Origin of the sequence: Micromonospora zamorensis (assembly GCF_900090275.1) — a bacterium.
GTDB lineage: Bacteria > Actinomycetota > Actinomycetes > Mycobacteriales > Micromonosporaceae > Micromonospora > Micromonospora zamorensis.
In genome coordinates, this window is record NZ_LT607755.1 from 1,665,977 (window position 1) to 1,682,445 (window position 16,469).

General features: G+C 71.8%; 14 protein-coding genes. 11 read left to right on the forward strand and 3 right to left on the reverse strand.

The genetic code is table 11. From position 1 onward, the window contains the following. Window positions 1-76 precede the first annotated feature (76 nt). The gene (locus tag GA0070619_RS07485; RefSeq protein ID WP_157743928.1) at window positions 77-2,266 is read left to right on the forward strand and encodes an FUSC family protein; all 2,190 of its coding nucleotides are present in this window, start codon (window positions 77-79) and stop codon (window positions 2,264-2,266) included. A 71-nt stretch (window positions 2,267-2,337) separates the two neighbouring features. Beyond that, window positions 2,338-3,375, forward strand: coding sequence for an aminotransferase class V-fold PLP-dependent enzyme (locus GA0070619_RS07490; protein WP_088947392.1), 1,038 nt, complete (start codon window positions 2,338-2,340; stop codon window positions 3,373-3,375). Between the two features lie 60 nt (window positions 3,376-3,435). Here the strand turns inward: GA0070619_RS07490 and GA0070619_RS07495 are convergent, their stop codons facing one another. Then, entirely contained in the window at window positions 3,436-4,608 is a 1,173-nt protein-coding gene (locus GA0070619_RS07495; protein ID WP_088947393.1) for an acyl-CoA dehydrogenase family protein, read from the reverse strand. Between the two features lie 97 nt (window positions 4,609-4,705). On the opposite strand from GA0070619_RS07495, the gene GA0070619_RS07500 reads away from it, so the two are divergent. The 6 genes from GA0070619_RS07500 (at window position 4,706) to GA0070619_RS07525 (ending at window position 11,051) form a co-directional block, all read left to right on the forward strand. Next, on the forward strand, window positions 4,706-5,362 hold the full coding sequence (locus tag GA0070619_RS07500; protein ID WP_088947394.1) for a TetR/AcrR family transcriptional regulator: 657 nt from the start codon (window positions 4,706-4,708) through the stop codon (window positions 5,360-5,362). Between the two features lie 105 nt (window positions 5,363-5,467). Beyond that, on the forward strand, window positions 5,468-6,922 hold the full coding sequence (locus tag GA0070619_RS07505; protein ID WP_088947395.1) for an aldehyde dehydrogenase family protein: 1,455 nt from the start codon (window positions 5,468-5,470) through the stop codon (window positions 6,920-6,922). Further along, window positions 6,919-8,058, forward strand: coding sequence for an alcohol dehydrogenase catalytic domain-containing protein (locus tag GA0070619_RS07510; protein ID WP_231927314.1), 1,140 nt, complete (start codon window positions 6,919-6,921; stop codon window positions 8,056-8,058). The genes GA0070619_RS07505 and GA0070619_RS07510 overlap by 4 nt, the downstream gene beginning before the upstream one ends. Before the next feature lie 69 nt (window positions 8,059-8,127). Next, window positions 8,128-9,180 carry a hypothetical protein gene (locus tag GA0070619_RS07515; RefSeq protein ID WP_088947396.1) on the forward strand — a complete coding sequence of 351 codons (1,053 nt, stop codon included), beginning with the start codon at window positions 8,128-8,130 and terminating at the stop codon, window positions 9,178-9,180. Window positions 9,181-9,312: 132 nt separating this feature from the next. Further along, a complete protein-coding gene (locus GA0070619_RS07520; RefSeq protein WP_088947397.1) occupies window positions 9,313-9,678 on the forward strand; it encodes a PadR family transcriptional regulator in 366 nt (121 codons plus the stop codon). Continuing rightward, the gene (locus GA0070619_RS07525; RefSeq protein ID WP_088947398.1) at window positions 9,675-11,051 is read left to right on the forward strand and encodes a permease prefix domain 1-containing protein; all 1,377 of its coding nucleotides are present in this window, start codon (window positions 9,675-9,677) and stop codon (window positions 11,049-11,051) included. The genes GA0070619_RS07520 and GA0070619_RS07525 overlap by 4 nt, the downstream gene beginning before the upstream one ends. Window positions 11,052-11,062: 11 nt before the next feature. On the opposite strand, the gene GA0070619_RS07530 is transcribed toward GA0070619_RS07525, so the two are convergent. Then, window positions 11,063-12,445 carry an RNA-guided endonuclease InsQ/TnpB family protein gene (locus GA0070619_RS07530; RefSeq protein WP_172861998.1) on the reverse strand — a complete coding sequence of 461 codons (1,383 nt, stop codon included), beginning with the start codon at window positions 12,443-12,445 and terminating at the stop codon, window positions 11,063-11,065. Window positions 12,446-12,600: 155 nt separating this feature from the next. After that, on the reverse strand, window positions 12,601-13,458 hold the full coding sequence (locus GA0070619_RS07535) for an SPFH domain-containing protein (RefSeq protein WP_088947400.1): 858 nt from the start codon (window positions 13,456-13,458) through the stop codon (window positions 12,601-12,603). Window positions 13,459-13,682: 224 nt separating this feature from the next. On the opposite strand from GA0070619_RS07535, the gene GA0070619_RS07540 reads away from it, so the two are divergent. From GA0070619_RS07540 to GA0070619_RS07550, 3 genes are read left to right on the forward strand one after another with little or no spacing between them, the layout of a single operon-like run. After that, complete coding sequence (locus tag GA0070619_RS07540) at window positions 13,683-14,444, forward strand: ABC transporter ATP-binding protein (protein WP_088947401.1); 762 nt, start codon at window positions 13,683-13,685, stop codon at window positions 14,442-14,444. Continuing rightward, on the forward strand, window positions 14,431-15,123 hold the full coding sequence (locus GA0070619_RS07545; RefSeq protein ID WP_088947402.1) for an ABC transporter ATP-binding protein: 693 nt from the start codon (window positions 14,431-14,433) through the stop codon (window positions 15,121-15,123). Before GA0070619_RS07540 ends, GA0070619_RS07545 begins: the two co-directional genes overlap by 14 nt. 51 nt (window positions 15,124-15,174) lie before the next feature. Next, entirely contained in the window at window positions 15,175-16,425 is a 1,251-nt protein-coding gene (locus tag GA0070619_RS07550) for an ABC transporter substrate-binding protein (RefSeq protein WP_172861999.1), read from the forward strand. The last annotated feature ends 44 nt before the right edge of the window (window positions 16,426-16,469 follow it).

The following is a 16,469-nucleotide window of genomic DNA, read 5'->3' on the forward strand; positions in this document are numbered from 1 at the left end:
ACCCGCCGGTGCCGGGACGCCCCGGAGCAGAATGGTGGACCGGGGAGGGGTGCCGCGACGAGCCGGGGGAGCAGGCGTGCTGGCAACCAGCCTCCTCGGCCGGCTCCGCCGCCGTGACCCGGGGGACGCCATCCTGCGGCGCGCGGCGCGACTGACGATCGTCGCGTCCGTCGTCTTCTACGGCTGCCGCTACGGCGCGGGCAGTCCGATGCTCGCCACGTACGGCCTGTTCGGCACGATCGCGGCCGGGTCGTTCGCGCAACTGCCCGGTCCCGCGCCGCAACGGGCGCGGATCCTCGTCCTGTCGCTGCCGGGGGTCTGGGCGCTGATCGTCGCGGGCTCACTGTTGGCGTGGAGCACGTGGGCGGCCGCCGGTGGGATGCTGGTCATCGGGTTCGTCGTGGCGTTCGCCGGGGTTGGCAACCCGCGCCTGGTGGGGTTGGCGAGCGCGTTCCAGCTCTTCTACATCCTGGCGTCCTTCCCGCCGTACCAGCCGGGCACCCTGCCGCAGCGACTCGGCGGGGTCACGTTCGCGATCGTGCTGCTCGCCGCCGCCGAGGTTGTTCTCTGGCCCGATCCGGTGCCGGTCTCCTACCGGCAGCGTCTCACCCAGGCGGCGGACGGCGTCGCGGCGCTCCTGGACGCCACCGCCGACGGGTTGACCCACCCGCACGCCGGTCCGGGTGATCGGGACGCGCGGCGCGAGCGGGCGTACGACGTGGTGGCCGCCATCGAGTTGGGCCGCAACCCACCGGAGTGGGCCCCCACCGCGGCGGGCGTTCAGGACCGGGCGCTGCGGATCTGCGCGGCCGCCCTGCGGGAGGTGCTCGTCGAGGCGGACCGGCTGGTGACGGACGCCCCGCCGGAGCCGGCCGGGGACCTGGCGGCGGCGGGTCTGCTGCGCTCGTGCGCGGACACCACCCGCGCCGCGGGTCGCAGCCTCTCGCCGGGTGCCCCGGCAGTGCTCGTCGACGGCCTGGACACCGCGGTCGGGCGAGCCGAGACGGCGTACCCCGTGGGGGAGGGCGACGGCCGCGACACGTCGGACGTACCTCGGTTGTGCCGGGACGCGACAGCGCTGGCCCTCGCCGACCAGGTGCGGGTCTTCGCCGTCGGCGCCCGGGTGGCCACCGGGGCGCCGCTGCACGGCGAGGACGCGACCTCGGGGCTCTTCGAGTACGCGCGACACAGCCCGTGGACGCTGTACTGGTGGCAGTTCCGCTCCCACCTGGCACCCCGCTCCGCCCACCTGCACAGCTCGCTCCGGCTGGCGGTGGCGCTCGCCCTCGCTCGGGTCGCCGCCGGGGTGTTGCACCTGACCCACGGCTTCTGGGTGCTGCTGGCCACCCTCACGGTCCTGCGTACCTCGGCCTCGGACACCCGCACCGCCCTGCGGCCGGCCGTGCTGGGCACGATCGCCGGTGCCGCTGTCAGCGGCGGGCTGATGGTCGTCGTCGACCAGCCCGTCGTGTACGCCGTCGTCCTGCCGGTCACCCTGATGCTGGCCTTCGGCGTCGGTCGCCTGCTCGGTCCGGTGTGGCAGCAGGCGCTGTTCACCCTGCTGCTGACGGTCGTGTTCGCCCAGCTCAGCCCGGAGGGGTGGCGGCTCGCCGAGGTCCGTCTCGTCGACGTGCTGCTCGGTGCGGTGATCGGTGTTCTCGTCGGCGTGGCGATGTGGCCGCGTGGCGCGGCCCACGACCTGCGGCACAACGCCACCCGCTACCTGGCCGCCAACGCGGACGCGGTCGAGCAGACCGTCGAGGCGATGCTCGGTGACGCGCCGTCTCCGGACCGCGCCCTCGACCGGGTACGACGCCGGATGATCCTGATCGACTCGTCGTACTGCCAGTACCACTTCGAGCGGCACGACCCGCACCGTCAGCAGGTGAACTGGTCCGCGATCCTGAGCGCCGGGCACCACGTGGTGCCCGGCGCCGAGTCGCTGCTGCGGCGCAACCCGCCCGGCTGCCTGGCCGGCTGGCCGGCGGCGGCGGTCCTGCTGCGGGACTCCGCCGGGCACCTGCGATCGGCGTACGCGGCCCTCGCCGACGAGGTCGCGCACGGCCGGCCAGCTGGTCCGACACCCCTCCCGACCGGCTGTGCCGCCGAACTGGACCGGATCCGTCCGGCCCTCGGCGAGGCCGACCCCCGGTCCGTCCGGCACCTGGTGGAGGTCGACCGGTGGCTCGCCGGTCTCGCCGACACCCTCGCCCGGATCCACCCGCCGGCTCAGGGCGACTCGGCTGGCCGCCGTGGGCAGCCGTGACCCGGTCCGCCAGGCCGCCGGTTGCCGATTGGCCGTGCCCCTTCGGGGCCGTGCCGCCTAGCGTCGAGCACATGGAGATCGAGCAGGCACAGAAGCTGTGGCAGCCGGAACCCGGCTGGCTGAACACCGCCTCCTACGGGTTGCCGCCCGAGCCGGCGTGGACGGCGTTGCAGGACGCTCTCGCCGCATGGCGGGTCGGCAGCACGTCGTGGGAGGGGTGGGGCGAGTCGGTGCAGCGCTCCCGTACCGCGGTCGCGGGTCTGATCAACGTGCCGGACAGCGACGTGGCGGTCGGTGCCGCCGTGTCCCAGATCCTCGCGCCGGTCGCGGCGGCGCTGCCGTCTGGTGCCACGGTGGTGGTGCCGGACGTCGAGTTCACCTCGAACCTGTTCCCCTGGCTGGTCCAGGAGGGCCGCGGCGTCACGGTCCGCACGGTGCCGGTGGACGGGCTGGCCGACGCGATCGACGCCGACACCGACCTGGTCGCGTTCAGTCTGGTCCAGTCGGCTGACGGTGCTGTCGCCGCGTACGACGAAATTGTCGCGGCGGCCCGCGCGCACGACGCGTTGGTGGTGGTGGACGCGACCCAGGCGTGCGGCTGGCTGCCGTTCGACGGGAGTCGGGCCGACGTGGTGGCGGTGGGCGGCTACAAGTGGCTGATGAATCCGCGCGGCACCGCGTACGCCTATCTGGCCCCGGCGCTGCGCGAGCGGCTGCGCCCGGACGCGGCCGGCTGGTATGCGGGCCGCGACCCGCACGCCTCCTACTACGGTCCGCCGCTGCGGCTGGCCGACGACGCCCGCCGGTTCGACATCTCGCCGGCCTGGTTCAGCTGGGTCGGTGCGGCGCCCGCCCTGGAGTTGGTCGCCGAGATCGGTGTGCCGGCGATCCGGGAGCACAACGTGGCGCTGGCCAACCGGTTCCTGACCGGGCTGGGCCGGCCGCCGGGGGACAGCGCCATCGTCAGCGTCGACGTGCCCGACGCGGAGCAGCGCCTCGGTGCGGCCGGCATCCGGGCGGCGGTGCGCGCCGGGCGGGTCCGTGCCTCGTTCCACCTCTACTCCACAGAGGCCGACGTGGACGCCGCGCTGACCGCGCTCGTTGGGTGAGGCCGGCCGCGCCCGCGGCGGGGCACGGCCGGCCGGTGGTCTGAGACCACTCACGCGGGCTCAGGCCAGGTGGCCACCGATCTTCGTGTAGCCGCGCAGCAGGTCGCGGGAGATGATCAGTCGCTGCATCTCGTCGGTGCCCTCGAAGATCCGGTAGAGCCGGACCTGCCGGTACCAGCGTTCGATGGGCAGCTCACGGGTGTAGCCCATGCCGCCGTGGATCTGGAGCACCCGGTCGACGACCCGGTTGACCATGCCGGCGCCGTAGAGCTTGCCCATCGACGACGCGTGCCGGGGGTCCAGGCCCTGGTCGACCGTCCACGCCGAGCGCAGCACCAGCCAGCGGGCCGCCTCCAGCTCGGTCTCCGAGTCGGCGATCATCCACTGGATGGCCTGGTTGGTGCCGATCTTCGTGCCGAAGGTCTCCCGGGTGTTGGCGTAGTCGATGGCCATCTGGAGGACCCGTTCGGCGATGCCGATGGCGTGCGACGGGATGGTGTAACGGCCCTTGCCGATCCACTCCATGCCCAGCGTGAAGCCCTGCCCGATCTCGCCGAGGATGTTGCGGTGCGGCACGCGTACGCCGTCGAAGATGAGCGATGCGGGCCCGCCCTCGCCCATGGTCTGGATGAACTCCGAGCGCCAGCCCATCGAACGGTCCACCAGGAACGCGGTGGCCCCGCCGTTGCGGGCGCCCTTCTCCCGGTCGGTCACCGCGACCACGATGGCGAAGTCGGCGTCGTGGCCCCCGGTGATGAAGGTCTTCTCGCCGTCCAGGATCCAGTCGTCGCCGTCGCGGCGGGCGGAGAGCCGGATGTTCGCGGCGTCGGAGCCGGCACCCGGCTCGGTGATCGCGAAGCAGGAGCGCCGTTCACCCTCGATGGTCGGGATGAGGAACTCCTGCTTCTGCTCCTCGGTGGCGTGGAACAGGATGTTGTCCGCCTCGCCGCCGAAGCGGAACGGCACGAAGGTGTGGCCCAGCTCCGTCCAGATCAACGACTGGAGCACCGCCGGCAGGTTCATCCCGCCGTACTCTTCGGGGGTGGCCAGGCCCCAGAAGCCGAACTTGCGCGCCTTGAGTTGCAGCTCACGCACCTCGGAGTGGTCCAGGCCCGGCTGGTGTGCCCTCTCCCGGCGGAGCACCTCCGCCTCCAGGGGCATCACCTCGCGGCGGATGAACGATCGGACGGTGTCCCGCACCGCCCGCTCCTCGTCGGTCAGCGAAAAGTCCACGTGGTCCTCCTGGCGTCGGCGCAGCCGGTCACCCTTAAACTAGCGGTGCAAGTTTTGCCGCGTCCAGACCTGACGGCCGAGACCCGCGAGGAGCGCAGTGCCCCGACCCCGCCAGCCCCGGCTGACCCGGCAGCTGATCGTCGAGACAGCCACCGCGCTCATCGACGCCGAGGGCCTGCCAGCCTTCTCCACCCGGCGGCTCGCCGCCGAGCTGGGCGTACGCGGGCCGTCGCTCTACAACCACTTCGCCACCAAGGACGAGATCCTCGACGCGGTCGCCGACACGGTCACCGGCGCCGTCGACACCAGCGGCTTCGCCAGCCGGGACTGGGCCGCCGCGCTGCTCGACTGGGCCTGGTCGTACCGGCGGGCGCTCACCGCGCACCCGAACATCGTGCCGTACCTGGCGCAGGGGCCGGGCCGTCGACCGGCCGCGCTGGCCATGGCCGACGCGGTCTACGGCGGGCTGGTCCGCGCCGGTTGGCCGCCCGCGCGGGCCACCCACATCGGCGCGGCCCTGCGCTACTTCGTGGCCGGGTCGGCGCTCGGCTCGTTCGCCCGGGGTTTCGTCGAGGACCCGGAGCTGTACGCCGCGCACTACCCGCACCTGCGCCAGGCGCACCGGCTCGCCGAGCACCAGCAGAGCGTGGACGAGGGCGCCTTCGCGCTGGGCCTCGACGCCCTGCTGTACGGCCTGGCCGCCGAGTACGCCCGCACCGTCGGCACTGTGGAGTCCGGGCGGCCCAACGGGTAGCGTCCAAACTCCCAGCGCTAGTTTCATCGCCCGCCGCGACGTCGTCGCCATCCCCCATCGCGACCCCGTCGCCATCGCCCATCGACCACCCCCCGAAGGGACGACATGGACCTCGCCGCCCCGCCGTCGCAGCTGTCCGACGCCCTGCGCCTCCGGCGCCACCTGCACCTGGGCGGCGAATGGTCGTCGCCCGCCGGCACCGACCTGATCGACGTGGAGAACCCGAGCACCGGCGAGCTGATCGGGCAGGTGCCGGCCGGCACCCCGGCCGACGTGGACCGCGCCGTGGCCGCAGCCCGCGCCGCCTTCCCCGGCTGGTCGGCCACCGCTCCCGCCGAGCGCTCCGCCCACCTCGACCGGCTGCACACCGCGCTCGCCGCACGCGCCGACGACCTCGCCCGCACCATCGCCGTCGAGCTGGGCTCGCCGCTCAAGCTCGCCACCCGGGTGCAGGTCGGACTGCCGTTGACCGTGCTGCGCGACCACGTCGCGCTCGCCGCCCGCGCACCGGTCGACGAGACGATCGGCAACTCCCTCGTCGTCCGCGAGCCGATCGGCGTGGTCGGTGCGATCACCCCGTGGAACTACCCGCTGCACCAGGTGATGGCGAAGCTGGCGCCCGCGCTGGCCGCCGGTTGCACTGTGGTGCTCAAGCCCAGCGAGATGACCCCGTTGACCGCGTACCTGCTCTTCGACGCGGTCACCGAGGCCGGCCTGCCGCCGGGGGTGCTCAACCTGGTGACCGGCACCGGGCCGGTGGTCGGCGAGGCCCTGGCCGGGCACCCCGACGTCGACCTCGTCTCGTTCACCGGCTCCACCGCCACCGGTGCTCGGATCATGCGGCTGGCAGCCGACCGGATCGCCCGGGTCGCGCTGGAGCTGGGCGGCAAGTCCGCCAACGTGATCCTCCCCGACGCCGACCTGGCCACCGCGGTCAAGGTGGGCGTCGGCAACGCCCTGCTCAACTCCGGGCAGACCTGCACCGCGTGGACCCGGATGCTCGTGCACCGCGACCGGTACGACGAAGCACTCGACCTGGTCGCCAAGGCGGTGGCCGGCTACCGGCTCGGCGACCCGTTCGATCCCTCGACCCGCCTCGGCCCGCTGGTCTCCGCCGCCCAGGCCGAGCGGGTCCGCGGTCACATCGACCGGGCAGTGGCCGACGGCGCCCGACTGGTCGCCGGTGGTCCCGACGCCGCGGTGCCGTCTGCGGGGCACTTCGTGGCCCCTACCGTTTTCGCCGACGTGCACCCCGACAGCGCGCTAGCCCAGGAGGAGGTCTTCGGCCCGGTGCTCGCCGTCCTCCCGTTCGCCGACACCGACGAGGCGGTCGCCATCGCCAACAACTCGAAGTACGGGCTGGCTGGCGCGGTCTGGTCCGCCGACACCGACGCGGCGCTCGCGGTGGCCCGCCGGCTGCGCACCGGGGCGGTCGACATCAACGGCGCCTCGTTCAACCCGCTCGCCCCGTTCGGCGGCTACAAGCAGTCGGGCCTGGGCCGGGAGCTGGGCGTGCACGGGCTCGCCGAGTTCTGCGAGCTGAAGGCGATCCAGCGATGAGCGCCCCCGAGTCGTCCCCGGCCGCGTCGGGCGGCGGCGAGCCGGCGGGCGCGCCGGTCACCGTCCGCGCCCTGGTCGCGCGTGGGGCCGGCGCCGAGCTGCGAATCGAGCAGGTACGCCTGCCCGCGCCCGGTCCCGGCGAGGTGCGGGTGACGATCCGGGCTGCCGGTGTCTGCCATTCGGATCTGTCGATGGTGAACGGCACCCTCGCCGCGAGGTTCCCGCTGGTCCTCGGGCACGAGGCGACCGGGGTGGTGGCCGAGACCGGCCCCGGCAGCCGGCTGGCGGTCGGCACCCCGGTGGTGCTCAACTGGGCGCCGGCCTGCCGGGCCTGCTGGTGGTGCCGGCACGGCGAGCCTTGGTTGTGCGCCGCCACCACCGCGCCCACAGTGGCGCGTGGCGAGACCGACGACGGCACCCCGCTGCACCTCACCCTCGGCCTCGGCGCGCTCGCCGAGGCGGTGGTGGTGCCGGACAACGCCGTCATCCCGATCCCCGCCGGGCTGCCCCCGGAGCAGGCCGCCCTGCTGGGCTGCGCGGTGCTCACCGGCACCGGCGCGGTGCGCAACACCGCCCGCGTCGTACCCGGTGAGTCGGTCGCGGTGATCGGCCTCGGCGGGGTCGGCCTCGCCGTGCTCGCCGCCGCCCGCCGGGCCGGCGCCACCACGATCCTCGCCGTGGACGTCGCCGAGGCCAAGCGCGACCTGGCGCTCGCCGCTGGGGCGACCGACTTCCTGCTCTCCGACGACCGGCTGTCCAAGGAGGTGCGGGCGCGCACCGAGGGCCGCGGCGCCGACCACGCCTTCGAGTGCGTCGGTCGCGCCGCCACCATCCGGGCGGCCTGGCGGCTCACCCGGCGCGGGGGAGCGGTGACCGTGGTCGGCATGGGCGCCAAGGACGACATGGTCAGCCTCGGCGCGCTGGACATCTTCCACTCCGCGCGGACCCTGCGCTCCTCGGTGTACGGCTCATCCGACCCGGACCGGGAGGTGCCCGTGCTGGCAGCCGAGCTCGCCGACGGTGCACTGGATCTGGGTGTGCTGGTCAGCGGCACGCTCCCGCTGGACGACGCGCCCTCGGCGTTCGACCGGCTGGCCCGGGGCGAGGGCGCTCGCTGGGTGGTCACCCTGGACTGAGCACGCGGGTCGGCCGGTGCGAGAGTGGGCCGCGCCGCGGGTTGGTGTGGCTGTGGGTCGGGAGGTCGCGTGACGGTGTTCGCCTGTGCGGGCTGCGGTGCCACGCTGAGCGTGCCAATGTCGCGGGTGCCGCTGCCGGTGCACGTCGACCAGCGGTACGGCCACGGGTTGCTCGGCGTGCTGATGGAGCCCCGGACGTACGCCGTGAATCCCGACCCCTTCGGACCACCGTGGCGGCCCTGGGCCGAAGTCGGCGCAGCCGAGGCGGAAGCCTGTGGTGTGTACGCGCCGGTGGGCGCGCTGTCGGGTGGTTCGCGGGGAGCGGCTGTGCTCGCGCCGGGCGATGTGCGGGGGACCGTCTTCATTCCGGCGCGGTCCGGTGGACTCTGCTGCGGACTGGACGGCCGGGACGGCCCTAACCTGGCGTGTGCACAGTGCGGCCGGCCGGTCGCGACCCGCATCGACGACTGTTCGCTCTGGCAGGCGGTGTGGTTCGACCCAGCGGCGGTCCGCCGCGTCGCCGGCGCTGCCGTCCGGCCTCAGACGGTCGACTGGGAGGCGCTGCGCAGGGACCGGCCGGGCGTACCGCCGGTCGAGCCGCCCGGGCAGTGGCATCCGCTGTGGGAGGCCGCCGTCGGGGCGGCGCTGGCCCGCCTGTTGGCCGTGTCGGCCGGTACCCGGGTAGCTGTTCCGGACGGCCTCGTCGCCGACACGTTCGGCCGCGCGCTCGACGCTCTGCTCCCGCCGGGTCCGCCGGTCAAGACCCTGGCCCTGGCCGGACCGGGCCTGCCCACCGTCAGCACCTCCATCGCCCTCGTCCCGCAACACCCACAGACGGGCGAGCACTGGGCGCCGCCCGTAACGGCGGACGCCGTCCCACTGCCCTGGGACGTCTGGGCGCAATTGGCCTTCCGGCACGACCGGCGGTCCGTCCCAGGAGCCGGCACGATGCCCGCCGACGCCCGCCGAGACGACCCGTCGCCGCTGACGCCCTTCGGGCTGTTTCGACCCGACGTGGCGGTGTTCCTGTCCACGCTGGCGCGGCTGCGCGAGGTCCGCCAGCCGTGGCTGCGCGCGATCTACGACCGTGTCACGGGCCATCCGTACGCCGGTCCGTTCTGACTAGACGATCGGACGTCGTCGAGCAGGACGGGACCCCCAAGCACTGCTGATTGGCCCGTTGCGCCCTCCTATACCTAGCACTATTATGCATAGTAGTTCTAGGCTTGGGTTGGGAGAGCGTGGTGAGGTCTCGTGAAGGTCGCTAAGGATCTGGTGGCCGCCTCGGCGACACCGATGGTGCTCGGCATCCTGGCCGAGGGCGAGAGCTACGGCTACGCCATCCTCCGGCGGATCAACGAGTTGTCCGGGGGCGAGCTGGACTGGACCGAGGGGCTGCTGTACCCGTTGCTGCACCGGCTTGAGCGCCTCGCCTATGTGGAGGCGAGCTGGCAGTCGGCCGTCGGCGAGCGGAAACGCAAGTACTACAGCATCACCGACAAGGGTCTCGCCGAGCTGGCCGAGCAGCGCCGGCAGTGGGACACCGTCGTGGGCGCGCTCAAGGAGATCTGGCATGACCGTGCACCGCTGACGGTGAACCCGCTGGAGGGCCTCGCATGACGGCACACGACGGGCCGGAGCAGGTGGAAGCGCAGTTCGCGCAGTGGCGCCAGTACGTGCTCCGTCGCAGGGAGTTGCAACCGTCGGACGCCGACGAGCTCGAAGACCACCTTCGCGGCTCCGTCGACGAGTTGGTCGCGGCGGGCCTGAGCCCGGATGAGGCGTTCCTGGTCGCGGTGAAGCGGATGGGCAGCCTCGACGACATCTCCCGCGAGTTCGCCCGGGAGCATTCGGAGCGACTGTGGAAGCAGTTGGTGCTGACCGGCGACTCCGGCAGTCCGGTTACCGGCGCGCGCTCCCGGCGGGACCTGTGGGTCATGTTCGGCTGCGCGGCGGGTGCGGTGGTGTCCGTCAAGGCGCCGGCGCTGTTCGGGCTGACCTTCGACGACGACGGCTCGTTCTACGCGCGGAACGCCACCCTGTTCGCGCTGCCCTGGCTGGCGGCGTTCCTGGCTTGGCGACGGCAAGCCCGACCGGCGATGATCGCGGTGCTGGTGGCGCTGTTCGCCCTCGGCGCGGTGGCGGCCAACGCCTATCCCCTGGCGGACGACTCGCAATCCGTGGTTGTCAGCGGCGTCCATCTCCCCATCGCCCTGTGGCTCGTGGTCGGTCTGGCCTACGTCGCCGACGACTGGCGCTCGTCTCGTCGACGCATGGACTTCATCCGCTTCACCGGCGAATGGTTCATCTATTTCGTACTGATGGCCCTCGGTGGTGGCGTGCTCGCCGCGTTCCTGTTCAACACCTTCGCGGCCATCGGAATCGTCCCGGAGGCGTTCATCTCGCAGTGGCTGCTGCCCTGCGGCGCCGCGGCCGCGGTCGTGGTGGCCGGGTGGTTGGTCGAGGCCAAGCAGAGTGTCGTCGAGAACATCGCGCCGGTCCTCACCCGGCTGTTCACCCCGCTCTTCACGGCCGCCCTGCTCGCCTTCCTCGTCGCTGTCGTCTGGACCAGCCACGGCATCGAGGTCGAGCGCGAAGCTCTGATCCTGTTCGACCTGCTGCTCGTCGTGGTGCTGGGGCTGCTGCTCTACTCGCTCTCGGCCCGCGATCCGCTGGCCCCGCCCGGCCCGTTCGACAAGCTCCAGCTCGCGCTCGTGGTCAGCGCGTTGGCCATCGACGTGCTGGTGTTGTTGGAGATCACCGGACGCATCACCGACGAGTACGGCGGAACGCCCAACCGGGCGGCCGCGGTCGGCGAGAACGTCATCCTGCTGGTCAACCTCGCGTGGTCGGCGTGGCTCCTGCTGGCCTTCATCCGGCGGCGCACACCGTTCGCGGCGCTCGAACGGTGGCAGACCGGCTATCTGCCGGTGTACGCCGCGTGGGCCTGGATCGTGGTCCTCGTCTTCCCACCGTTGTTCAGCTACGCCTAGTGCTGTGACCACTAACGTTCACCGGGTTGTCGGTGGTGTTGTGGTTCCTCGCCCAGACGTTGTCGGAGCGAGCGACTCCCCACCGGTAGTGGGGCGGGCCTCAGCCGGCCAACCGACCCTGACACCGCTGGTGGGCGGCGCGGGTCACGCCGGGACAGCCCGGCACCGGGAAGGTGTCGGCCTGCTCGACGGTGCGTGATGACCGCACCCACGTCGGGTGCGGTGGTGGTGACGCCGCCCGGGGTCCGGGTGGCGATGGTGAACGCCGCGGCAACATCACGATGCCCGACGAACCCGCAACTCCTGCACATCATGGTCCGCCCGCGGGGCTTGACCACTCTGCGCCGGCACACCGGGCAGGTCGACGACGTACCCCGCTCATCGACCAGATACACGGTGATCCCGGCCAGCTCCGCCTTGTCCTTCAGGACCGCGATCGCCCGGCCGAGTTGCCACTGCCGCAACCGCAGGTTGTGCCGCCGACCCGCCGGCAGATCGAGGACACCACGCGGGTCACCGACGGTCAGCGTCCCGACCCGGTGCTGCACTGCCCAGCCGATCACGGTCTTCGCGGCCTCGTGCCCGGCCTGCCGTACCCGACGCCGATGCCGCCCCTCCATCAGCCGAGCCCGCCGGCGGGTCTTGCGCCACCGCCGCGAACCCCGCTGGCCCCTCTTCGGCGCACGGGCGGCGGTCGCCCGGCGGCGGCCTTTCGTGTCGGCCAGGTGCTGACGGTGCTCGGCGCGGATCGCCCGCCCGGACACCAGCAACATCTGCCCGTCACCGGCTGCCACCGCGTACGGGTGAATGATGCCCAGGTCGACCCCGGCGACCCGCCCCCGCTCCGGCTCCTGACCCGCAGGGTAGGTCGCGACCGGAAGCTCCGCGGTGACCTCGACCCACAACCGCCCCTGATCGAACACCAGCGTCACTGACCGCACCGCATCATGGGGGTAGGGAACCGCCCGGTCCAGGCGCACCACCAGCGGCGGGCTCCCGGCCGAGGTCGGCAACCGCAGCCGCTGTTCACTCAGACCGAACGTGCCGTGATACCAGCGGACCGGCATCAACGACCGTCGCCGCCGCGGATACCGCACCTCACCATGGCCCGCCCTGCGGCGGGCGGCAGCGCTGAACCACGCATCAGAATAGCGACGCAACACCGACCGGGCGCCGGTCGAGTCGAGCTCACCGAAAGTGCCCGGACCAGACGCGGCGAGCAGTCGACACAACTCCTGATAGCTCGCGACCGGCCGATCTTGACGACGATGCCGCCAGCTGTTGTATTCCAATACACACGCCCAAAGATCCCCGGCCGCGCGGAGCAGGCCGAAGCAGCGTTGCCGCTGCGCCCGGGTCAGACGCAGGCCGACCCGGGCGGTGCGATGCACCACCCGCGGCGCTCCCGAATCCCTACGTCTGGGCATACCCGAAGCCAACCACGAGGGTCTGACACAACCCGGCCAACGTTAGTGGACACAGCACTAGCCAGGGCCACCGACGCGAGGCGGAAGCCGGCCCACCCGCCACGGGTGGGCCGGCCTCTCCGTCACTTGCCGGTGACGATGCCCGGGTTGATGCAGAGCCCCGGGTTGGCGCCGTTCTTCTCGGCGATCTCCAGGCAGCGGGTCACCTTGTCGACCTTCGCGTTGGTCTCGGTGATCTGCTTGGAGATCTCGGCGTTCTTGCGGTCCTGCTCCAGGTTGCGGGTCTGCGCCAGCTTGTCCTGGAACGCCTTGATGTTGCCCTCGGTCTTGTCGTCGTGGTTCACCCGGGTGATGGTCACCGAGAGGATGTCCACGTCGGCGGCGAGCCGGGTTTCCGCGCTGGTCTTGATGTTCGCGGCGAACGGCTTGAGGTCGACGTTGAGGTCACCCGTCTGGGCGTCGATCTTCTCCAGCGGGTTGTACGCGGCGAACGCGTCGTTGACAGCGCTGTCGAGCTGCACACCCACCCGCTGGCCCCGGAAGCTGACGAAGTCGCCCTTGTAGTCCATGAACTGCTTCGGCGCGTTCTCCGGCTTGACCTGCCACTCGATGAGCACCTCGACACAGGCGTCGGCGAGCGTGCCGGTGCGCACCCGTACGCAGTTGTTGCCGCCGATGTGGTCGTACTTCTGCCGGCCGGCGTCCCACTCGCCGACCTTCTGCCACGGCGCCACCCACTTGAGGCCGGAACCGGTCACCTCGCCGGTGGGCTTGCCGAAGCTGGTGACGATGCCCACCGAGCGGATGGGCACCGAGTGGGCGCTGGAGGCGATGCCGACAACCAGGGTGAGGGCGAGAAAGCCGAGCGCCGCGAGGGCGGCCATCCGCTTCAGCGACCGTGCCGGGGCGACGAGGGCGACGACGGCGGTGACCGCCAGGGCGACGGCGAAGACGATCGCCATGGTGAAGCCGACGGGCATGGGGTGAGGACCTTCCGGTGGGCTGTGTGGATCATCAACCTAGGGGGTCCTGTCAAATCGACGGCACGGGGAGGTGGAGTTCGCGCACGTCAATTGCGGGGCGAATATGGATCCCATCGACATGGCTCGACTCGCACGGCCCGCCGTAGGTTTCGTCCACGCGACGGGCCTGTGACCACGGTCACCGAACCGACCGTCGCGGCGACGGTGCGGAGGATGAGGCGATGGCCGGGCAAGCGCTCCTGTCGGCCCGTGGGCTGACCCGCGACTTCCGGGGCTTCCGGGCGGTCGACGACGTCGACCTCGACGTCGCGCCGGAGAGTGTGCACGCGCTGGTCGGCCCGAACGGCGCGGGTAAGACCACCCTGTTCAACCTGCTCACCGGCTTTCTGCGCCCCAGCGCCGGGCGGATCGAGCTGGACGGCCGGGACGTCACCGGCCTGCCCCCGGAGCAGGTGGCCCGGCTCGGTGTCGCCCGCTCGTTCCAGATCACCAGCCTCTTTCCGCAGCTCTCCGCCCGGGAGCACGTCGCGCTGGCCCTCCAGTCGCCCAGCGGGCTGGGCTGGCGGTTCTGGCGGTCGGCGAAGCTGATGGGTCGCTACACCGCGCGGGCCGACGAGTTGCTGGCCATGGTGGGGCTGGACGACCTGGCGCAGGCACCGTCCGAGTCGTTGGCGTACGGGCGCAAGCGGGCCCTGGAACTGGCCATCGCCCTGGCGTTGGACCCGAAGGTGCTGCTGCTCGACGAGCCGACCGCCGGGATGGGCATGGAGGACGTGGACCGCACCGTCGAGCTGATCAGCACTGTCCGTCAGGGCCGGACCGTGGTGATGGTCGAGCACAACATGAGCGTGGTCGGCCGACTCGCCGACACCGTCACCGTCCTGCAGGCCGGCAAGGTCCTCGTCGAGGGCCCGTACGAGCAGGTCCGGGCCGACGAGCGCGTGATCACCGCCTACCTGGGAGCCGCTGATGCTGCGCATTGAGAACCTCTCCGCCTTCTACGGCGAGGCGCAGGTGCTCCGCGACGTCAGCCTCGACGTCGCCGCCGGCGAGGTGGTCACCCTGGTCGGGCGCAACGGCGCCGGCAAGTCCACCCTGCTGCGCTGCGTCATGGGGCTGCACCCCGGTCAGCACGGCACTGTCGAGCTGGACGGCCGCGACATCTCCCGGCTGCCGGCGCACAAACGGGCCCGCCTGGGGCTGGGCTGGGTGCCGGACGACCGGGGCAGCTACGCCACCCTGACCGTCACCGAGAACCTCACCCTGCCGCCCACTGTGGGCCCCGACCCGTGGCCGCTGGAGCGGGTGTACGAGGCGTTCCCCGCCCTCCACACCCGGCGGGACTCCGCGGCCACCATGCTCTCCGGCGGCGAGCAGCAGATGCTCGCGCTGGCCCGGGTGCTGCGGATGGGTGCCCGGCTGCTGCTCTGCGACGAGCCCACCGAAGGGCTGTCGCCGCTGCTGGTGCAGCAGGTCGGTGAGCTGCTGCGCGAGGCCAAGCGGCACGGGGTGACCGTGCTGCTGGTCGAACAGAACCTGCACTTCGCCACGGGTGTCGCCGACCGGCACTACCTGCTGGCCGAGGGGCGTGTCGCCGAGGCGATGGACAACTCCGAGGTGCGCTCGCGCGAACGCGAACTGCTCGCGTACCTCGGCATCTGAATTCTCTCAACGACGACCCGCGCGACGACGCGCCGGATGGATGGAGTGGGCATGCGCAGGACGGTGGGTGTGGCCGTGGCGTCAGCCGCGGTGGTGCTGGTCGCCGGTTGCGGCGGCGGTGGCCCCCAGTCGGGTGGCGACCAGGAACTGACCGGCGACAAGATCGTGCTGGGCGTGCTCAACGACCAGTCCGGGGCGTACTCGGAGCTGTCCGGGAAGAACTCGGTGGCGGCGGTCGAGCTGGCCATCGCCGACTTCACCGCGAAGTACGGCGACAAGGCGGTAACCAAAAACATCACAGTGGAGACCGCCGACCACCAGAACAAGCCGGACGTGGCCAACTCCAAGGCCCAGGAGATGTACGACCGCAAGGGCGTCGACCTGATCCTGGACGTGCCCACCTCGTCCGCGGCGCTGAAGGTCGCCGACGTGGCGAAGGAGAAGAAGAAGCTCTACTTCAACATCGGCGCGGCGACCACCGACCTGACCGGCAAGAGCTGCAACAAGTACACGTTCCACTACGCGTACGACACGTACATGCTGGCCAACGGCACCGGGAAGACCACCACCGAGCAGATCGGCAAGAACTGGTACATCCTGTACCCGAACTACGCCTTCGGTCAGGACATGGAGAAGAGCTTCTCCGCCGCGATCACGGCGGCCGGCGGCACGGTGGTCGGCAAGGACGGGGCGCCGTTCCCGAACACCAGCGGTGACTTCTCCACCTTCCTGCTCAAGGCGCCGAACCTGAACCCGAAGCCGAACGTGCTGGGCACCATGCAGGCCGGTGCCGAGCTGGTCAACGTGGTGAAGCAGTACAACGAGTTCAAGCTGCGCGACAAGGGCGTCGGCCTCGCGGTGGGGCTGATGTTCCTCACCGACATCCACTCGCTCACCCCGGCCGCGCTGGCCGGCACCACGTACACCGACGCCTGGTACTGGAACTTCGACGCGAAGAACCGGGAGTTCGCCGACCGCTTCCAGCAGAAGGCCGGCACCCGGCCGACGTTCGCGCACGCCGCCAACTACTCGGCGGCTTTGCAGTACCTGGAGGCGGTGCAGGCCGCCGGCACCGACGACGCGGACGCCGTGGTCAAGGGGCTGGAGGGCAAGACGGTCGAGGACGTCTTCCTGCGCAACGGCAAGATCCGCGCCGAGGACCACCGGGTGGTGCACGACGCGTACCTGGCCCAGGTGAAGCCTCAGGCCGAGGTCACCGAGCCGTGGGACTACGTGAAGGTGCTCAAGACGATCCCCGCCGCGGAGGCGTTCCGCGCGCCCTCCGCGGACTGCAAGCTGTGAGCGCGAGGAGTGAGCCGGTTTTGCGAGCCCCGCGGTCGCGAACG